The organism is Cupriavidus sp. BIS7 (assembly GCF_000292345.1).
Taxonomy (GTDB): Bacteria; Pseudomonadota; Gammaproteobacteria; order Burkholderiales; family Burkholderiaceae; genus Cupriavidus.
The window spans coordinates 1-18,356 of record NZ_ALOU01000046.1 but is presented as its reverse complement, the minus strand read 5'-3'; the positions used below and the strand labels follow the sequence as shown (position 1 = coordinate 18,356).

Below are 18,356 nucleotides of genomic sequence, written 5' to 3'. Positions count from 1 at the left end.
TCCCCGGTCTGCACATCCCGGCTGCGGGAGAGGGGCGGGGGAGAGGGCAAAGCGCTTCAATCGAGACGTGTCTATCTTGAGCCGCCGGGCCCTCTCCCCCAACCCCTCTCCCACGTTGTGGGAGAGGGGAGCCATGCCCGCTACAGGATCACTGGCTCGGGCTCAATCCGCACCCCGAAGCGCGCCTGAACCGTGTCCGCGATGCGATTTGCCAGCGCAAGCAGCGCGGTGCCAGTACCGCCACCGTGGTGCACCAGCACCAGTGCCTGTTTGCCATAGACGCCAACCGGGCCGTCATCGAGCCCCTTGAAGCCGCACTGGTCGATCAGCCAGCCCGCCGCGAGCTTGTAGCTGCCATCGGGCTGGGGATAGCTGACCAGTGCCGGATGGTTGGCCAGAAGCGCGTCGCGCTGGGTGGCGCCGATGACCGGATTCTTGAAGAAGCTCCCGGCATTCCCGATCTTCGCCGGATCGGGCAGTTTGCGCGAGCGGATGGCGACCACCGCGTCGCGAATCCGCTTCGCATCGGGCGCGGTCTCGCCTTCGAGCTCGCGCGCCAGTTCGCCGTAGTTCAGCACCGGTTGCCAGGCCTTTGGCAGGCGCAGCGTGACGGCGGTAATGATGTAGCGGTCCCGCCCTTCGCGCTTGAACAGGCTGTCGCGGTAGCCGAATGCACAGGCGTCAAGGTCAAGCGATATGAAGTCGCCGGTCTGCCGATCGTAGGCGCGCAGCCGCGCAAAGCGTTCGCGCAGTTCCACGCCATACGCCCCGATGTTCTGGATCGGCGCCGCACCTGCCGTGCCAGGAATCAGCGCCAGGTTTTCCAGGCCAGGCATCCCGTCATCGATCGTGCGGCCTACCAGTCCATGCCAGTTCTCCCCGGCGCCTGCCGTGACGAGCCAGTTGGCGTCGTCCTGCGTGACGCTGTATCCGGGGATCTCCATCAGCAGGACGCAGGCGTCAAGATCACCAGTCAGCACCACATTGCTGCCGCCGCCGAGGATCACGATGGGCAACTCGCCAACACGCGGGTCGGCCAGGGCGGAAACCAGGTCCGACTCGCTGCGAATATGGACGGCCAGGCGCGCACGGACATCGAAGCCGAATGTATTGTGTGTGCGCAGGGGATAGAATTCGTGGAAATCTGCCATGCAAGGACGGGAAAAGCGGGCGCGGAAGCGCCGAAATGGCCTCACCGGACTTCAGAGGCAGGCCCGATTATACGTAACCGTTACGGACGGGCCGCCGCTTGCGCGGGCGGCCGTGCAATACCAGGAGAAATGAAATGCCGTCGTTTGACGTAGTGTGCGAAGCCAATATGGTCGAAGTGAAGAACGCCGTGGAGCAGGCCAACAAGGAAATCAGCACGCGCTTCGACTTCAAGGGGTCTGATGCCCGGATCGAGCAGAAGGAAGGCGAACTGACCGCGTTTGCCGACGATGATTTCAAGCTCGACCAGGTCAAGGACGTGATGATCAACAAGATGGCCAAGCGCAACGTTGACGTGCGCTTCCTGGACTACGGCAAGGTCGAGAAGATCAGCGGCGACAAGGTCAAGCAGGTCATCACGATCAAGAAGGGCGTGACCGGCGATCTGTCCAAGAAGATCGTCCGCATGATCAAGGACAGCAAGATCAAGGTCCAGGCCAGTATTCAGGGCGATACGGTGCGCGTATCGGGCACGAAGCGCGATGACCTGCAGTCGGTGATCGCGCTGCTGCGCAAGGATGTTTCCGAGGCACCGCTGGACTTCAACAACTTCCGCGACTAGGAAAAGCAACGGCTCGCTGAGTGGTTTTACTGGGCTTGCCGCGGCTGCGGCAGGCCGCCGATCTTCGCGCCGGGCTTGATGCCCTTCTGCGCGAACCATCCCTTGTTCATTTCCAGCGCATAGCGCACGGCCGCTCGCGGACAGTGATTGTCTTCGGTCTGCGGCTTCATTTCCTCGATGTTCACGATGCTGCCGTCATCGGCCAGGAAGGCGATCGACAGCGGCAGGTCCGTGTTCTTCATCCAGAAGCAGTGGCCTGCCTTGTCTTCGAACACGAAGAGCATGCCAGCGTTGGCGGGCATCGACTTGCGGAACATCAGGCCGCGTTCGCGCGTATCGGGCGAAGCAGCGACTTCAGCCTGGATGGCGTACATGCCTGCGGTCAGCGGGATCACGGGCAGCGCGCTTTGGGCGTGGGCGAATGACGCGGTCAGCGCGGCGGCGCCGGCGGCCAGCAGAGTCTTGATCGTACGATGCATGGCGATATCTGGAATGAGAGGATCAACTGCAGGCGAGAGCATAGCGCAGCGCGTGCCAGTCAGTCTTCTGCGCAATAAAAAAGGCAGGCCGCCGAAACGTGCCTGCCTCTCGCGTGAGCGCCAGCCTGATGCCGGCGAGTCGCGCGGCGAACCGCTTGCTCTTATTGAGCAGCCGGAGCCGAAGCTTCGGTCTTCTTCGAGCTGTGCTTCTTGCTGTGGTTGTGGTGCTTCTTGGTGGTGGTCTTCGCGGGCGTGGCTTCCTTGGCGGCCGGGGCAGCCTCAGCAGCGGCAGGAGCCGAAGCCTGGGCGAAAGCGCCGGTAGCGAACAGGCCAACAACCAGGGCAGCGATCAGTTTTTTCATTTGCGAGTACCTCGAGAATTTGTGTCCAGTATTTGGAGAGTGCGACGCGTAGTAGAACGTGTCAGTCGCAAAAACGACGAGAGCCGGCTGGCCGTTGACGTCATATTTATCTGAATTTGTAACCGTGTTTTGCCGCCCCCGATACTGGGCGTCGCGCAGGTTTCTTCGGTGAGGCATGCTCGTTACTTCCTGAAAGTCCTAGACTTAATACATTGACTTCCTGCCATTGGCCGGGCATCAGCTTCAACGCAGGCAACGCAAGATCGCCAATTGCAATGCGGATAAGCCGTAGCGTTGGCAAGCCCACTGCAGCAGTCATGCGCCGCACTTGCCGGTTCTTCCCCTCGCGGATCTTCAGTTCGACCCACGTTGTGGGAATCGCCGCACGAAAGCGGATCGGCGGGTGGCGCTCCCACAGCCAGGCCGGTTCGTCGACAACACTTGCCATGGCGGGCAATGTCCTGAAATCGCCGAGGTCCACGCCTGCGCGCAGGGTCGAAAGCGCCACATCGTCAGGAATGCCCTCCACCTGGGCAAGGTAGGTCTTGACGAGCTTGTGCTGCGGGTCGGCGATCCGGGCCTGCAGCGCGCCATCGTCGGTCAGCAGCAACAGGCCTTCGCTGTCCGCATCGAGGCGGCCGGCGGGATACACGCCGGGCACGTCGACACAGTCCGCCAGTGTCGGCCGCGACGGGTGCGCCGAGAACTGGCTCATGGTCTGGAACGGTTTGTTGAGCGCGATGAGGGTCATGGGCGCGAAGTATGCCCGAGCCGCTGATTCATTTGGCATTTGGCGGACGCCCGGTGTTTATGCATAATATGAGCACGGTCTTATGTCTTATATAAGACCGATATGAATTCCGAGCGGTGCGTGGCCATGGCAAGTCACGCGGCGAAGCCAAATCGCCCGTTACAATGCCTCGCACGACACTCGCGTAAGCCGGGCTCTGCGGCCTGGTGCCTGTCCTCACCCAAATCCGCAGTTGGAGACAAATATGTATCAGCACATCAAGGTGCCGGCAGGCGAGAAGATCACAGTCAACGCCGATCTCTCGCTGAACGTGCCGGACAATCCCATCATTCCTTATATCGAAGGCGACGGCACGGGCGTCGATATCACCCCGGTGATGCTGAAGGTGGTGGATGCGGCCGTGGCCAAGGCTTACGGCGGCAAGCGGAAGATCTCGTGGATGGAGATCTATGCCGGCGAGAAGTCGACCAAGGTCTACGGCCCGGACGTGTGGCTGCCCGAAGAGACCATGGAAGTGGTCAAGGACTACGTGGTGTCGATCAAGGGCCCGCTGACCACGCCCGTGGGCGGTGGCATCCGCTCGCTGAACGTGGCGCTGCGGCAGCAGCTCGACCTCTACGTCTGCCTGCGTCCCGTGCGCTATTTCAAGGGTGTGCCGTCTCCGGTGCGCGAGCCCGAGAAGACCAATATGGTGATCTTCCGCGAAAACTCGGAAGACATTTATGCCGGCATCGAATGGGAAGCCGAAAGCGATGGCGCGAAGAAGCTGATCGCGTTCCTGCAGAACGAAATGGGCGTAAAGAAGATCCGATTCCCGGAAACTTCCGGCATCGGCATCAAGCCCGTCTCGAAGCAGGGCACGCAACGGCTGGTGCGCAAGGCTCTCCAGTATGCGATCGACAATGACAAGCCGTCGGTGACGCTGGTGCACAAGGGCAACATCATGAAGTTCACGGAAGGCGGCTTCCGGGACTGGGGCTATGAACTTGCGCAGAACGAGTTCGGTGCGGTGCTGGTCGACGGTGGTCCGTGGTGCAAGTTCAAGAACCCGAAGACCGGCCGCGACATCGTCGTCAAGGACGCCATCGCCGATGCATTCCTGCAGCAGATTCTGCTGCGTCCGGCAGAGTACTCGGTGATCGCCACGCTGAACCTGAATGGCGACTATATCTCCGACGCACTGGCGGCGCAGGTGGGTGGCATCGGCATCGCGCCGGGTGCCAACATGTCCGACTCGGTCGCGATGTTCGAAGCCACGCACGGCACGGCCCCGAAATATGCGGGCAAGGACTATGTGAATCCGGGCTCGGAAATCCTGTCGGCGGAAATGATGCTGCGCCACATGGGCTGGACCGAGGCAGCCGACCTGATCATCCGCTCGATGGAAAAGTCGATTCAGTCGAAGAAGGTCACGTACGACTTCGCCCGACTGCTCGAGGGTGCGACGCAGGTGTCGTGCTCGGGCTTCGGGCAGGTGATGATCGACAATATGTAAGCCTGCTGGTTGACCAGGAATAAAAAGCCCCGCACGTGTGCGGGGCTTTTTCCTTTGATGCCTTGATGGTTACTGGCTGACGGCAACTTCGCGCCCATGTGCCGGCTGGATCGGCCGGGCATTCATGGGATACAGCTTGCGGAACGCCTCAAGCTGCGCATGTGAAACCGTGACCGGCTGCTTCAGCACGTACCATTGCACGCCTTCGCTGCACGGCGGCGTGGTCAGGCTGCCTGCGAACGAGTAGTAGCTACGCTCGGTTGGCAGCAGACCGGCAACGTCGAGTTTGCCTCTCAATGTTGCCGGTGCGGCCTTGTGCTTCGGCAGTGAAGAGAACACGGGGGCCAGTGCCTTGTTGGCCGCGCCAATTTCGAACAGGACGCCAACCACGGCAAGCTGGCCTTTCTCGTTGCGGTGGACGAGGTGCGCGGCCAGCGGGTACTGCTTTCCGTCGATCGTGTATTCGCTCGGTGCGTGGAAGTGGAACTGGACCAGCTGGTAGTCGCCCGCCGGCATTGCGGCGCTGTTGCCGGTGGCGGGGCGCACCTCGATCGAGTGGCCGTTGTTGACGATCTTCGCGGTGCCGCGCTGATATCGGAAATCGATCGGCGCGAGCTGCTCGGGCTTGGCACCCTGGATATCGAACGGCGATTGTGACTTGCCGTTCTTGCAGACGGCGAAGTCCGGCGCCAGGTCGCCCCAGTGCTCGGGGCCGGTATGGCCAGAATAGGACCAGGAAGCATGGTGTTCCGCAGCGCCAGCCGCGGTGCTGGCGCAGGCAAGAGCCATCGTGCCAAGCAAGGCAACAGACAAGACCGATCGTTTCATACGCAAAATCTCCGGTGCACGCGGGCGGGGTCTCCGCGCCGCGAGGGGTAAAGGCGAAGCCCAGTGTAAAAGTCGCGCCGTTGCCCAGAAATCGCCGTTTTCCGAAATCATCGACCTCAGTGCCGGGCACGTTGGAACTCCGGGTCCATGCGGCGCGCGATCTGGAAGGGCAGGTCTGGAGTTTTGGTCAGTCGATCGGCAAGTTCAGCCGCGCAGATGCCGGGTGGGCCAGCGGCCTGACGATGGGAGGTTGATGCGTTCGAGGATGGCCAGAAAGCAGAACGCCCGGCACAAGGCCGGGCGTTCCGTCGGATGCATTGCGTACCGCTTGAAAGCAGCGTGCCGCTGGCAGGCATGAGCGTACCGTGGCACAGGATCCCGTTCCGCGGGGGTGCACCCCCCAGCATCCTGACGAACCGACGCGACTCTGCGGCCGCGTTCGGTCGTGGCGCACCTTACGCGTTGGCGTCCTGAATGTTCGTGGCTTGCTTGCCCTTCGGGCCTTGCACGACCTCGAACACCACGCGCTGGCCTTCTTTCAGCGTCTTGAAGCCAGCCATCTGGATTGCCGAAAAGTGCGCAAACAGTTCTTCCTCGCCATCGTCCGGCTTGATAAAGCCGAAACCCTTGGCGTCATTGAACCATTTGACGATACCGCTTGCCATAAACTCCCCCAACGAAATAGCAGATTTCAAGCGGGGAAACCAATGGCCAGCCGAAAAACACCTCGACGGGCTCCAGCCGTCCGGACCTTGCGGTACCGGCAGCCAGAAGGCGCCGTACAAATGAAATTCGCGTGGTCAGTGTCTGCTGCCAGTTGGAAAACTGCCGCAGACTAATGACCGACGCCGGTCGTGGGCCTCCCTGCTCACGGAATCATCCGAGCTGACCTTATTGCTTGGCTCGCTGGTCATGCACGAATGTGCGATCGATTCTTTCGGCAAACCCACATACTGTCAAGCTGGCAGATTCCCCACTGCGCGTGGGGTGTGGCGGGATTGAAACGGCGCAGGATGGTACCTTTCCGGGTGGTGCGCGGTTGCTCCCGCACGCGCCCGGCCTGCACCGCATTTCGCCGGGCCTGCCGGGATCACGCACCAGGAACGTGCGTCGAACGTCCTTTGTGCGATCGGGCACGTACGGAAAATTCGCGGGGGACGGACTTGAATACGGGCCCTGTTCCCCAAATTGCAGACTTGTGAGTAAGGGTTAGAATAAAAGCCATGGCGACAAGGCTGGCGAACACCCCCCAACGCGAGACAGGCACTGTCATCGAGCGGAAAGAGCAACAACTCAAACCGCCGGCGATGTACAAGGTGGTCCTGCTCAACGACGACTACACTCCGATGGAGTTCGTCGTGATGATCCTGCAGCAGTATTTCAGCAGGGACCGGGAAACGGCGACGCAGATCATGCTGACCGTGCACCGGGAAGGCAAGGGCGTTTGTGGTATCTATACGCGTGATATCGCAGCGACCAAGGTCGAGCTTGTATCAACCCATGCGCGGCAGGCGGGCCACCCGCTGCAGTGCGTGATGGAGGAAGCATGATTGCGCAAGAATTGGAAGTGAGCCTGCATATGGCCTTTGTCGAGGCTCGCCAGGCGCGCCACGAGTTCATCACCGTGGAACACCTGCTGCTGGCGTTGCTCGACAACCCCACGGCGGCCGAGGTGCTGCGCGCCTGCGCGGCCAACATCGAGGACTTGCGCACCAGTCTGAAGAACTTCATAGCCGACAACACGCCCGTGGTACCGGGCACCGACGAAGTGGACACGCAGCCGACACTCGGCTTCCAGCGCGTGATCCAGCGCGCCATCATGCACGTGCAGTCGACGTCGAACGGCAAGAAGGAAGTCACCGGCGCCAACGTGCTGGTGGCGATCTTTGGCGAGAAGGATTCCCACGCGGTCTACTACCTGCAGCAGCAGGGTGTCACGCGCCTGGACGTCGTCAATTTCATCAGCCACGGCATCCGCAAGGACCAGGCGGAACCCGCCAAGCATGGTGACGCCAATGCCGAAGGCGAGGGCGGCGATGGCAAGGAAAGCCCGCTCGAGCAGTACACCCAGAACCTGAACTCGCTGGCCAAGGCCGGCAAGATCGACCCGCTGATCGGCCGCGAAAGCGAAGTCGAGCGCGTGGTGCAGGTGCTGTGCCGCCGCCGCAAGAACAACCCGCTGCTGACCGGCGAGGCCGGCGTGGGCAAGACGGCGATCGCAGAGGGCCTGGCGTGGCGCATTACCAAGGGCGAAGTGCCGGATATCCTGGAAAAGGCCGTGGTGTATTCGCTCGACATGGGCGCGCTGCTGGCCGGTACCAAGTACCGTGGTGACTTCGAACAGCGCCTGAAGGGCGTGCTGAAGTCGCTCAAGGACAATCCGAATGCGATCCTGTTCATCGACGAGATCCACACGCTGATCGGCGCGGGCGCCGCATCGGGCGGCACGCTGGACGCCAGCAACCTGCTGAAGCCGGCGCTGTCCTCGGGACAGCTCAAGTGCATCGGTGCGACGACGTTCACCGAATACCGCGGCATCTTCGAAAAGGATGCGGCACTGTCGCGCCGGTTCCAGAAGATCGACGTGGTCGAGCCTTCGGTCGACCAGACCGTGCAGATCCTGCGCGGCCTGAAGTCGCGTTTCGAGGAACACCATGGCGTCAAGTACGCCGCCTCGGCACTGACTGCCGCGGCGGAGCTGTCGGCGCGCTTCATCACTGATCGTCATTTACCTGACAAGGCAATTGATGTGATCGATGAGGCAGGTGCTGCGCAGCGCATCCTGCCGAAGTCGAAGCAGAAGAAGACGATCGGCAAGACCGAGATCGAGGACATCGTGTCGCGCATCGCGCGCATCCCGCCGCAGAGCGTGAACCAGGACGACCGCAGCAAGCTGCAGACGCTGGAGCGCGACCTGAAGTCCGTGGTGTTCGGCCAGGACCCGGCCATCGAGGCGCTGGCCTCGGCGATCAAGATGTCGCGTGCCGGCCTGGGCAAGACCGACAAGCCGATCGGCTCGTTCCTGTTCTCGGGCCCCACCGGCGTCGGCAAGACCGAAGTCGCCAAGCAACTCGCGTTCATCATGGGCATCGAGTTGCTGCGCTTCGACATGTCCGAATACATGGAACGCCATGCGGTGAGCCGCCTGATCGGCGCGCCGCCGGGCTATGTCGGTTTCGACCAGGGCGGTCTGCTGACCGAGGCCGTCACCAAGAAGCCGCATTGCGTGCTGCTGCTGGACGAGATCGAAAAAGCGCATCCGGACATCTTCAACATCCTGCTGCAGGTGATGGACCATGGTTCGCTGACCGACAACAACGGTCGCCGTGCCGACTTCCGCAACGTGATCATCATCATGACCACCAATGCGGGAGCCGAGACGATGAACCGCGCCACGATCGGCTTTACGTCGGCCCGCGAGCAAGGCGATGAAATGGCCGACATCAAGCGGATGTTCACGCCCGAGTTCCGTAACCGGCTCGACGCGATGATCAGCTTCCGTTCGCTGGACGAGGAAATCATCCTGCGCGTGGTGGACAAGTTCCTCATGCAGCTGGAAGAGCAGTTGCATGAGAAGAAGGTGGAAGCCAGCTTCTCGGAAAAGCTGCGCAAGTATCTGGCGAAGAAGGGCTTCGATCCGCTGATGGGCGCGCGGCCGATGCAGCGCCTGATTCAGGACATGATCCGCAAGGCGCTGGCAGACGAGTTGCTGTTCGGCAAGCTGGTCAATGGCGGCAAGGTGGCTGTGGACCTGGACGAAAGCGATCAGATCAAGCTGACGTTCTCCGAGGCCGATCCGGAACCGCCAGAGGCACCGGAAAGCGAGCAGCGCGCCGAAGTCTGAGCGTCGCCGCGACAAAAAACGGCCGGGTTTGCCCGGCCGTTTTTCTTGTGCGACTGCAGCCGATCAGCAGCGATTCTGGGCGATCAGCGATGCCCTTGCCAGCAACGTGGGCGATCATCGGGCAAAATACTGGGTGGCGGCTAGCCGCCTTTTCTTTTATGTCCCGCGGCCATGTGGTCGCTCAGCCCGAGTTATCGATGTCTTCTCCAGACCGCATGCGGCTGCGCCGTCTGCTGCTTAAGTCATTGCCGATGAGCGCCATGCCTGCCGCATCGCTCGCCAGCCTCGCAAACGCGGCCGAGCCGGCCCTGGGCAGTCGCCCCATCTCGATGGTGTTGCCGTTCCCGCCCGGCGGCAGTGTGGATATCGTGGCGCGCCAGTTGCAGCCGGGGCTCAAGACCGAACTGGGCCAGACCGTGGTGGTCGACAACAAGCCCGGAGCAGGCGGCCTGATCGCCAGCAGCACTGTGGCGCGGGCCAGGCCGGACGGCACTACCCTGTTGATGGCGTTCGATACGCACGCCATCAACCCGTTTGCGTACAAGAACCTGCCGTACGACACCTTCAGGGATTTCACGCCGATCACCCAGCTTGTTCGCTTCCCGCTGGTGATTGCTGCCAATCCGGCGCTATCGGCGTCCAACGTGCGCGAACTGGTCGAGCTGGCCCGTACCAATCCGAAAGGTGTGCGATATGCCTCGTCGGGTATCGGCAGTCTGAACCAACTGGCGGCCGAGGCGCTGGCCACGGATGCAGGCGTCCACTTCCTGCATGTGCCTTACAAGGGTGGCGGCCCCGCCGTTCAGGCCGTGCTGGCCGGGGAGGTCGACCTGTTCTTCAGCAGCTATGCCGCCGTGCAGGCTCATATTGCGGCCAAGACAATCAAGGTACTGGGCGTGACCGGCACAAGCCGTATCCGGCAACTTCCGAACGTGCCGACGGTGGCCGAGCAGGGTTTCAAGGGATTCGAGGCCTATTCGTGGATTGGCGTGTTCGGCCCGGCCCATATGCAGCCCGCCACCGTAACGCGCCTGCACGATGCGCTGGCAACGGCGATACGCCAGCCCAAGGTTGTCGATGCGCTGACCGCCCAGGGTTTTGAGATCGCGGTGGGCTCACCGGCCGATCTTGGCAACCTGGTACGCCATGAGCATGACAAGTGGCAGGCCGTGGCCCGCAAGGCCAATATCCAGTTCGAGTAAGCCATGACCGCCATGACTGGTTTGCCGGAACCGTTCGACCACGCCGTGGTGGTCTGTGGCGATCTGGATGCCGCCGTTGCCAACTGGCGAGCGCTCGGTTTCACGCTGACGCCGCGTGGTTTCCACACGCTCGGGTCGCAGAACCACTGCATCATGCTGGCGCGCGACTATCTGGAACTGCTGCACGTCACCGCGCCGAGCCCGAGCCGCCAGTACTACTGGGATGCCCAGCAGCGCGGCGGCGGCTGCGCGGCGATATCGTGCAAGAGCCGCGATGCATTCGCCACGGCCGATCGCCTGCGTGCTGCGGGTTTCCAGCCCTCCGATCCAATCGAGTTCTCGCGTCCGGTGCGGCTTGATGACGGCAGCGAGCATCCGGCCACGTTCCGCGTCACGGCACTCGATCACGCCCCCGGTGCCCGTTACTTCGTCTGCGAACACCGCACGCCGGAATTGCTGTGGCGCCCGGAATGGATCGCACATGCCAATGGCGCACAGGCCATTGCCGCTACGTATCTGGTGGTGGAAGCAGGACAGGTGGAGGCAACCGCCAGCGCCTATGCCGCGCTGACGGGTGGCGCGATCACGCAGGCAACTGGCGAGGCGGCGACGATTGCCATTGGCGATGCCTCTTTTGTAATTGCGGCACCGCAGGCGCTGGCCACGGCCACTGGAGCGCCCGAGCTTCAGCGTACAGAGCCGGGATACGCTGCGATCCGGCTTGCCACTGACGATCTGGCTGGAGCACGCGCCCACTGGCGCAAGCAAGGCGTGGAGGCCGTCGACCTGTCATCGGAAATCTCGCTGATTCCGGCGGCCAAGGCCAATGGCGTGGCGCTGATCTTCGAGCAGCGCTGACGTTCTTGCTTGGCTCCCCTCTCCCGCATACGCGGGAGAGGGGTTGGGGGAGAGGGCAATGAGGTTCAAATTGCGACCCGTCTCAACTTGACGCTCCCGCCCTCTCCCCCTGCCCCTCTCCCATTTCATGGGAGAGGGGAGAACACCGACCTGGCCTTACGCCTTCGCGTGCGCAACACCTGTCGATCCGAAACCGCCCGCGCCGCGTGCGGAGTCTTCCGAAAATTCTTCCACGGTCGTGAACACCGGGCGCAGCACGGGCACGAACATCATCTGGGCGATGCGTTCGCCGGGCTGGATCACGATCGGCTCGCTGCCGGGCGCGTTGCGGTTCCACACGCTGACCATGATCTGGCCCTGGTAATCGGCATCGATCACACCGATCGAATTGCCGAGCACGAGCCCTTTCTTGTGGCCCAGGCCGGAGCGCGGCACGATGGTGGCGCACATGTACGGATTGGCCATATGCACGGCGAAACCGGCCGGAATCAGTTGGGCTGGCGTGCCGGCCTCGATCGTGACCGGGCCATCGACGCAGGCGTGCAGGTCGATGGCGGCGGCCATGTCGCTCTGGTAGGCGGGCAGGCCCCAGTCATTCAGGCGGGCGTCGAGTACCTTGATTTCGACGGTCGGGTTGGCGGCTACGGTCATGGGAACGGTTTCCTGCAATGCTTGGAGAGACGGACAGGCAAGTCGGACGGATGCCCGGACTGGCCAAAGGCGGCATGATACCGCGCCACACTCGGCAACCCGGTTTCAGGCTGCTACGTTGGACAGGTCGAACGCCTCGGCCAGCAACTGGTACGTGCGCAGCCGCGCCTGATATGACGCCGCTACGCTCAGCACGACAAGTTCATCGGCCGCGAAGCGGTCTTTCAGTGCCAGCATGCGTTCCGCCACCTGGGAAGGCGTGCCGCAGATCGTGCGCGGCCGTTCGCGTTCGATGATCAGGCGGTCGCGCTCGCTGGGCGTGAAATCTGCGGCCTGGGCCAGCGACGGGATCGGCGCGTTGACGCCATAGGCCATCTGCAGCCGCCGGATATCGACCGCACGTTCCAGCGCGGCGGCTTCCTGTTCGGTATCGGCACAGATCACGAAGATCGCCGCCGCGCTGTAGGGCTTGTCCTCGTAGCCGGGTTCGAATTCCTCGCGGTACTGCTGCGCAACCTCGTGGCCGCTATGCGCGTTGATGAAGTGCGCGAACGCGAAGCGCAGGCCAAGCCGGGCGGCCAGCGCGCCGCCAAAATCGCTCGAGCCAAGCACCCAGAGTTCGGGTTTTGTGTCGATGACCGGCTGCAGCAGCACGCCTTCTGCAACATGGTCGGGCGGGACTTCGCCACGCAGCAGCCAGGAAAGGTCCTGCACCTGCTGCGGGAACTGGTCGCCGCGGTTGTACTGGCCCATCGCCACCGCCTGCGCCGTACGCATGTCGCCGCCGGGCGCGCGGCCCACTCCAAGGTCGATCCGATTCGGAAACAGGGCCTCAAGCATGCGGAACTGCTCGGCTACCTTGAACGGGCTGTAGTAAGGCAGCATCACGCCGCCCGAGCCCAGACGGATGCGCTTGGTCACGCTGCCCAGCCGCGCCAGCATGACTTCGGGCGCGGGGTTGCAGACGCCGTGCAGGCCATGGTGCTCCGCGCACCAGTAGCGCGTATAGCCAAGCTCGTCGGCCATCTGGGCCAGCTCGACCGTTGCGGCCACTGCATCGCGCGCGGTATGGCCGTGGATGACCGGGCTCTGGTCAAGCACCGACAGGCGCAGCTTGGGACGGGTATCGCTCATGGCAGGTAGGCAGGCAGGAGGGCGGGCAGGGTGGCGGATTACGCCGGTTAAACGGGTTTGCGCGGCAGGCGCTGGCCAATGGCATTGACCAGTTCGCGCGCCAGCGAGAGCTTGTCCGCGCGCGGCAGCCGCGTCATGCCATTGGCATCGAACAGTACGATTTCGTTGTCGTCCAGCCCGAACGTGTGGTGGCCGATGTTGCCCACCAGCAGCGGCACGCCCTTACGCTGGCGCTTCTGCTCGCCGTACTGCTCCAGGTTCTCGCTTTCGGCCGCAAAGCCGACGCAGTAGGGCGCATCCGCCCGGGCGGCTACGGCGGCCAGGATGTCCGGGTTCTGCACGAATTGCAGCGTCGGGGTATCGGTGTCGTTGGCTTTCTTGAGCTTCTGCTGCGCAACTTCGGCCGGGCGCCAGTCCGCCACCGCAGCCACGGCGATGAACACGTCGACGTCGCGCAGTTGCGCCATGACCGCGTCGTGCATTTGCTGGGCGCTACGGATGTCCGTGCGCACCACGCCGCGCGGTGTGGGCAGCACGGTCGGGCCGGCCACCAGCAACACGTCGGCGCCGGCCTCACGCGCGGCACGCGCAATCGAGAAGCCCATCTTGCCGGACGACAGATTGGTGATGCCACGCACCGGGTCGATCGCCTCGAACGTCGGGCCGGCCGTGATCAGCACGCGCTTGCCCAAGAGCGGCTTGGGCTGGAAGAACGCGATCAGGTCTTCGACAAGTTCTTCCGGTTCGAGCATCCGGCCATCGCCGATTTCACCGCAGGCCTGGTCGCCCGTGCCGGGGCCGAGGATCGTCACACCGTCGGCGCGCAGCTGCGCTGCATTGCGTTGCGTTGGCGCGGCCGCCCACATCTGGCGGTTCATCGCGGGCGCCACCAGCAGCGGGCATTCGCGCGCGATGCACAGCGTGGTCAGCAGGTCATCGCACAGGCCGTTGGCCACCTTTGCGAGGAAGTCGGTCGATGCCGGGGCAACCAGAATGGCGTCGGCTTCTCGCGAGAGGTCGATATGCGCCATGTTGTTGTCGATCCGGGCATCCCATTGCGACAGGAACACGGGGCGCCCAGAGAGTGCCTGCATCGTGACCGGCGTGATGAAGTGCGTTGCCGCCTCGGTCATCGCCACCTGCACGGTGGCACCTGCCTTGGTGAGCAGCCGGACCAGCTCGGCCGACTTGTAGCAGGCAATGCCGCCGGTCAGGCCAAGGACGATGTGCTTGCCGCGCAAATCCATGGGGATAGCTCTTCAGGGAAACGGGGGTTTGCGCATGATACCGCTGGCGCAGGGGACGTGCTGGAGAAGGGGGAAGGCGCCCGTCTCCCACGAAGTGGGAGACGGGCCGGGGGAGAGGGCCGGGCGGTACAAACTGCGACAAGTGGCAAGCAGAACCTCCATGCCCTCTCCCCCAACCCCTCTCCCGCTAGTGCGGGAGAGGGGAGCAATCCGGTGAGTCAGGGCGCTCAATGCCGGCGTACGCGCCGCAACTCGTCGACGATCAGCAGGATCGCGCCCATCGTGATCGCGCAGTCGGCCACGTTGAATGCCGGGAAGTGCGAAGTACGCAAATGGAAGTCGAGGAAGTCGATCACGTGGCCGTAGATGATCCGGTCGACCACGTTACCCACGGCGCCACCGAGGATCAGCGACACCGCCAGGCAAAACAGCTTCTGGCCGGTATGGCGATGCAGCAGCCAGACGATGAACGCGCCCACCACCACGCCCAGCAGCGTGAAGAACCAGCGCTGCCAGCCGCCCGCATCCGCCAGGAAGCTGAACGCGGCGCCCTTGTTGTAGACCAGCACAAGGTTGAAGAAGCTGGTGACCGGGCGCGATTCCCCATACTGGAACGAGCGCGAGATCACCACCTTGAAGAACTGGTCGATCATCACCACCAGCAACGCAAAAGCCATCCACAGCCACGGGGTGACGTTGCTGCTGGCGGCTTTGCTCTTGCCGCGGGCCGGCGTGGAGCGCGCCGGGCGAGTGGAAGACGATGCCATCAGGCGTGGCTCCTGTGTTCACCGGCGCCGAACAGGTTGCTGTCGCAGCGGCCGCAAATCGTCGGATGCTCGGGGTTGTGGCCCACGTCGGCGCGGTAGTGCCAGCAACGCTCGCACTTGGCATGCTGCGACGGCGTGACCGTCACCAGCAGGTCCCCGCCTTCCGGAGCCGGCGTGACCTTGGCGGCCGACGTCAGCAGCACGAAGCGCAGATCGTCATGCAGGCTCTGCAGCGCGGCCAGCACCGGACCGCCAGCGGCGATCGTGACTTCGGCCTGCAGCGACGAACCGATGTCGCCCTCCACACGCACCGCTTCGAGCTGGCGCGTGACTTCGGCGCGCACGGTACGGATCTCGTGCCACTTCTGCAGCAGGTTGTCGGCATCGTCCACGGACGGCACCGCGTAGTACGTGCTCGTGAAGATCGTGTCCGTGTGCTCGGTGCCGTGGGCGAAGATCTGCCACGCTTCCTCGGCCGTGAACGTCAGGAACGGCGCCATCCAGTGCAGCATCGCCTGGGTGATGTGATACAGCGCGTTCTGTGCGGCACGGCGCGCCTTCGAGTCGGCAGCCGTGGTGTACAGGCGGTCCTTCAGCACGTCGAGGTAGAAGCCGCCGAGGTCTTCGGAGCAGAACGTCTGCAGCTTGGCCACCACCGGGTGGAATTCGTAGCCCTGGTAGTGCGACAGCACTTCCTTCTGCAGGCGGTCGGTCAGCGCCACGGCGTAGCGGTCGATCTCAAGCCATTCCGACGCGGGCAGCGCGTGCTTCGCGTGGTCGTAGTCGGTCAGGTTGGCCAGCAGGAAGCGCAGCGTATTGCGGATCCGGCGATAGCCTTCGACCACACGCTTGAGGATCTCGTCGGAGATCGACAGTTCGCCCGAATAGTCGGTCGATGCCACCCACAGGCGGATGATTTCCGCGCCCATCTTGTTCGAGATGTCCTGCGGCGACACCGTGTTGCCGACCGACTTCGACATCTTCCGGCCTTCGCCGTCGACGGTGAAGCCGTGCGTCAGCAGCGCCTTGTACGGCGGCTTGCCATAGAGCATCGACGCGGTCAGCAGCGACGAGTGGAACCAGCCGCGGTGCTGGTCAGACCCTTCGAGATACAGGTCTGCCAGGCGGCCGTCCGGCTGGTCGGCGGCCGGATCGTAAAGTTCGTCACGGTGCGAGCTGCGGATCACGGTCCAGTGCGTGGTGCCCGAATCGAACCACACGTCGAGCGTGTCGCGGTTCTTTTCGTACTGGGCGGCCTCTTCGCCAAGCAGCTCCTTCGGGTCCAGCGCCTGCCAGGCCTCGATGCCATGCTTTTCCACACGCTTTGCCACTTCCTCGAGCAGTTCGGGCGTGCGCGGATGCAGGGCGCCGGTTTCCTTGTGGACGAAGAATGCCATCGGCACCCCCCACTGGCGCTGGCGCGACAGCGTCCAGTCAGGGCGGTTGGCGATCATGTTGTGCAGGCGCTGCTTGCCCCATGCCGGGTAGAACTCGGTGGCCTCGATGCCGGCCAGCGCGGTTTCGCGCAGCGTCGGGCCGTTGTCGACGGGATCGACGTCCATGCCCGCGAACCACTGCGACGTGGCACGGTAGATGATCGGCGTCTTGTGACGCCAGCAGTGCATGTAGCTGTGCTCGTACTTGTGCGAGTTGAACAGGTTACCCGACTCGCGCAGGACATCGACGATCTTCGGATTTGCGTCCCAGATCGACAGGCCGCCGAACAGCGGCAGCCAGCTCGCGTAGACGCCATCGCCCATCACCGGGCTGATGATGTCCGAATCGGGCATGCCGTGCGCCTTGCACGACTGGAAGTCTTCCACGCCATAGGCGGGCGCCGAGTGGACGATGCCGGTGCCGGTGTCCGTGGTCACGTAGTCGCCCAGGTAGACGGGCGAGGTGCGTGCGTAGCCGGCGTCCATCTTTGCCAGCGGGTGGTGGAAGCGCACTTCGGTCAGCGCATCGCCGCGCGTGGTGGCGACGATCTTGCCTTCCAGCGCGTAGGTCTTCAGCTGTTCCTCTACGCGATCCTTGGCAAGGATCAGGAACCCGCGCGGCGTGTCGACAAGCGCGTATTCCACTTCCGGGTGCAGGTTGAGCGCCTGGTTCGACGGGATCGTCCACGGCGTGGTCGTCCAGATCACGATCCAGCCCGGCTTGCCTTCAAGCTGTGCCAGCGGCACGTGGAACGCATGGGCGATCTTGTCGGTTTCGGCGAACGGGAAGCCGACGTCGATCGACAGGTCGACCTTGTCCTTGTATTCGACCTCGGCCTCGGCCAGAGCCGATCCGCAGTCAAAGCACCAGTTCACCGGCTTCAGGCCGCGGAACACGTAGCCCTTCTCCATGATCTTGCCCAGCGCACGCAGCTCGTCGGCCTCGTTGCTGTAGTTCATGGTCAGGTAAGGATTGTCCCAGTCGCCGAGCACGCCCAGGCGCTCGAAGTCCTTGCGCTGGCGGGCGATCTGCTCGGTGGCGTAGGCGCGCGCCTTCGACTGGACCTCCTGCACGGGCAGGCCCTTGCCGAACTGCTTTTCGATCTGGATCTCGATCGGCATGCCGTGGCAGTCCCAGCCCGGCACGTAGACGGCGTCCAGCCCGGTCAGGCCGCGCGCCTTGATGATCATGTCCTTCAGGACCTTGTTGACGGCGTGGCCGATGTGGATGTCACCGTTGGCGTACGGCGGGCCGTCATGCAGCACGAACTTCTTCGCACCACGGCGCGCGGCGCGAATCTTCTTGTAGACCTGCTTGTCCTGCCACTGCTTGACCCACTGCGGCTCGCGCTTGGGCAGGTCGCCACGCATCGGGAACGGGGTGTCCAGCAGGTTGACCGGATACTTGCTTTTTTCGGGCTTGGCGCGTTTGTCGTCGGACATGGTTGATTCTCTGGGCGATTCGGTGGGGCGCGGCGCGTGCGTGACCGCCGCGCGCGTGTCATTCGGGTGAGGCAGGGCGGGTCCCGGC

Annotated in this window: 17 protein-coding genes; 6 read left to right on the top strand and 11 right to left on the bottom strand. The window is 63.4% G+C overall.

Annotation, left to right across the window (positions count from 1 at the left end; translation table 11 throughout):
- Window positions 1-140: 140 nt before the first annotated feature.
- Window positions 141-1,151 (bottom strand): UDP-N-acetylmuramate dehydrogenase, encoded by a 1,011-nt coding sequence (gene murB, locus B552_RS0116490; protein WP_019450146.1) that lies wholly within the window; start codon window positions 1,149-1,151, stop codon window positions 141-143.
- A 134-nt stretch (window positions 1,152-1,285) separates the two neighbouring features.
- Between murB and B552_RS0116485 the strand changes: the two genes are divergently transcribed.
- Window positions 1,286-1,771, top strand: coding sequence for a YajQ family cyclic di-GMP-binding protein (locus tag B552_RS0116485; protein ID WP_019450145.1), 486 nt, complete (start codon window positions 1,286-1,288; stop codon window positions 1,769-1,771).
- A 26-nt stretch (window positions 1,772-1,797) separates the two neighbouring features.
- On the opposite strand, the gene B552_RS0116480 is transcribed toward B552_RS0116485, so the two are convergent.
- From B552_RS0116480 to B552_RS0116470, 3 genes are all read right to left on the bottom strand, one after another.
- Complete coding sequence (locus B552_RS0116480) at window positions 1,798-2,250, bottom strand: DUF192 domain-containing protein (RefSeq protein ID WP_019450144.1); 453 nt, start codon at window positions 2,248-2,250, stop codon at window positions 1,798-1,800.
- Window positions 2,251-2,411: 161 nt separating this feature from the next.
- Window positions 2,412-2,612: a hypothetical protein gene (locus B552_RS0116475; RefSeq protein WP_019450143.1), complete on the bottom strand. Its 201-nt coding sequence runs from the start codon at window positions 2,610-2,612 to the stop codon at window positions 2,412-2,414.
- 106 nt (window positions 2,613-2,718) lie between these two features.
- The gene (locus tag B552_RS0116470; protein ID WP_019450142.1) at window positions 2,719-3,363 is read right to left on the bottom strand and encodes a pseudouridine synthase; all 645 of its coding nucleotides are present in this window, start codon (window positions 3,361-3,363) and stop codon (window positions 2,719-2,721) included.
- 244 nt (window positions 3,364-3,607) lie between these two features.
- On the opposite strand from B552_RS0116470, the gene icd reads away from it, so the two are divergent.
- Window positions 3,608-4,858, top strand: a complete 1,251-nt coding sequence (icd, locus tag B552_RS0116465) for an NADP-dependent isocitrate dehydrogenase (protein WP_019450141.1) — start codon at window positions 3,608-3,610, stop codon at window positions 4,856-4,858.
- A 69-nt stretch (window positions 4,859-4,927) separates the two neighbouring features.
- Here icd and B552_RS0116460 read toward each other — a convergent pair whose 3' ends face one another.
- Both B552_RS0116460 and B552_RS0116455 read right to left on the bottom strand, forming a co-directional pair.
- Entirely contained in the window at window positions 4,928-5,686 is a 759-nt protein-coding gene (locus B552_RS0116460; RefSeq protein WP_019450140.1) for a carbonic anhydrase family protein, read from the bottom strand.
- A gap of 455 nt (window positions 5,687-6,141) precedes the next feature.
- On the bottom strand, window positions 6,142-6,351 hold the full coding sequence (locus B552_RS0116455; RefSeq protein WP_019450139.1) for a cold-shock protein: 210 nt from the start codon (window positions 6,349-6,351) through the stop codon (window positions 6,142-6,144).
- A gap of 558 nt (window positions 6,352-6,909) precedes the next feature.
- On the opposite strand from B552_RS0116455, the gene clpS reads away from it, so the two are divergent.
- From clpS to B552_RS0116435, 4 genes are all read left to right on the top strand, one after another.
- The gene (clpS, locus tag B552_RS0116450) at window positions 6,910-7,236 is read left to right on the top strand and encodes an ATP-dependent Clp protease adapter ClpS (RefSeq protein WP_008644942.1); all 327 of its coding nucleotides are present in this window, start codon (window positions 6,910-6,912) and stop codon (window positions 7,234-7,236) included.
- Complete coding sequence (gene clpA / locus B552_RS0116445) at window positions 7,233-9,530, top strand: ATP-dependent Clp protease ATP-binding subunit ClpA (RefSeq protein ID WP_019450137.1); 2,298 nt, start codon at window positions 7,233-7,235, stop codon at window positions 9,528-9,530. The genes clpS and clpA overlap by 4 nt, the downstream gene beginning before the upstream one ends.
- A gap of 197 nt (window positions 9,531-9,727) precedes the next feature.
- Entirely contained in the window at window positions 9,728-10,732 is a 1,005-nt protein-coding gene (locus B552_RS0116440; protein ID WP_026035734.1) for a tripartite tricarboxylate transporter substrate binding protein, read from the top strand.
- A 12-nt stretch (window positions 10,733-10,744) separates the two neighbouring features.
- Window positions 10,745-11,590, top strand: a complete 846-nt coding sequence (locus tag B552_RS0116435; protein WP_026035733.1) for a VOC family protein — start codon at window positions 10,745-10,747, stop codon at window positions 11,588-11,590.
- Window positions 11,591-11,746: 156 nt separating this feature from the next.
- Here the strand turns inward: B552_RS0116435 and dut are convergent, their stop codons facing one another.
- The 5 genes from dut to ileS all read right to left on the bottom strand — a co-directional run bounded on the left by dut (window position 11,747) and on the right by ileS (window position 18,268).
- Window positions 11,747-12,241 carry a dUTP diphosphatase gene (gene dut / locus B552_RS0116430; RefSeq protein ID WP_019450134.1) on the bottom strand — a complete coding sequence of 165 codons (495 nt, stop codon included), beginning with the start codon at window positions 12,239-12,241 and terminating at the stop codon, window positions 11,747-11,749.
- A gap of 105 nt (window positions 12,242-12,346) precedes the next feature.
- Window positions 12,347-13,375 (bottom strand): LLM class flavin-dependent oxidoreductase, encoded by a 1,029-nt coding sequence (locus B552_RS0116425; protein WP_019450133.1) that lies wholly within the window; start codon window positions 13,373-13,375, stop codon window positions 12,347-12,349.
- Between the two features lie 47 nt (window positions 13,376-13,422).
- Window positions 13,423-14,622, bottom strand: a complete 1,200-nt coding sequence (gene coaBC / locus B552_RS0116420; protein ID WP_019450132.1) for a bifunctional phosphopantothenoylcysteine decarboxylase/phosphopantothenate--cysteine ligase CoaBC — start codon at window positions 14,620-14,622, stop codon at window positions 13,423-13,425.
- 227 nt (window positions 14,623-14,849) lie between these two features.
- On the bottom strand, window positions 14,850-15,389 hold the full coding sequence (gene lspA, locus B552_RS0116415; protein ID WP_019450131.1) for a signal peptidase II: 540 nt from the start codon (window positions 15,387-15,389) through the stop codon (window positions 14,850-14,852).
- A complete protein-coding gene (gene ileS / locus B552_RS0116410) occupies window positions 15,389-18,268 on the bottom strand; it encodes an isoleucine--tRNA ligase (protein WP_019450130.1) in 2,880 nt (959 codons plus the stop codon). Before ileS ends, lspA begins: the two co-directional genes overlap by 1 nt.
- Between the last annotated feature and the right edge of the window lie 88 nt (window positions 18,269-18,356).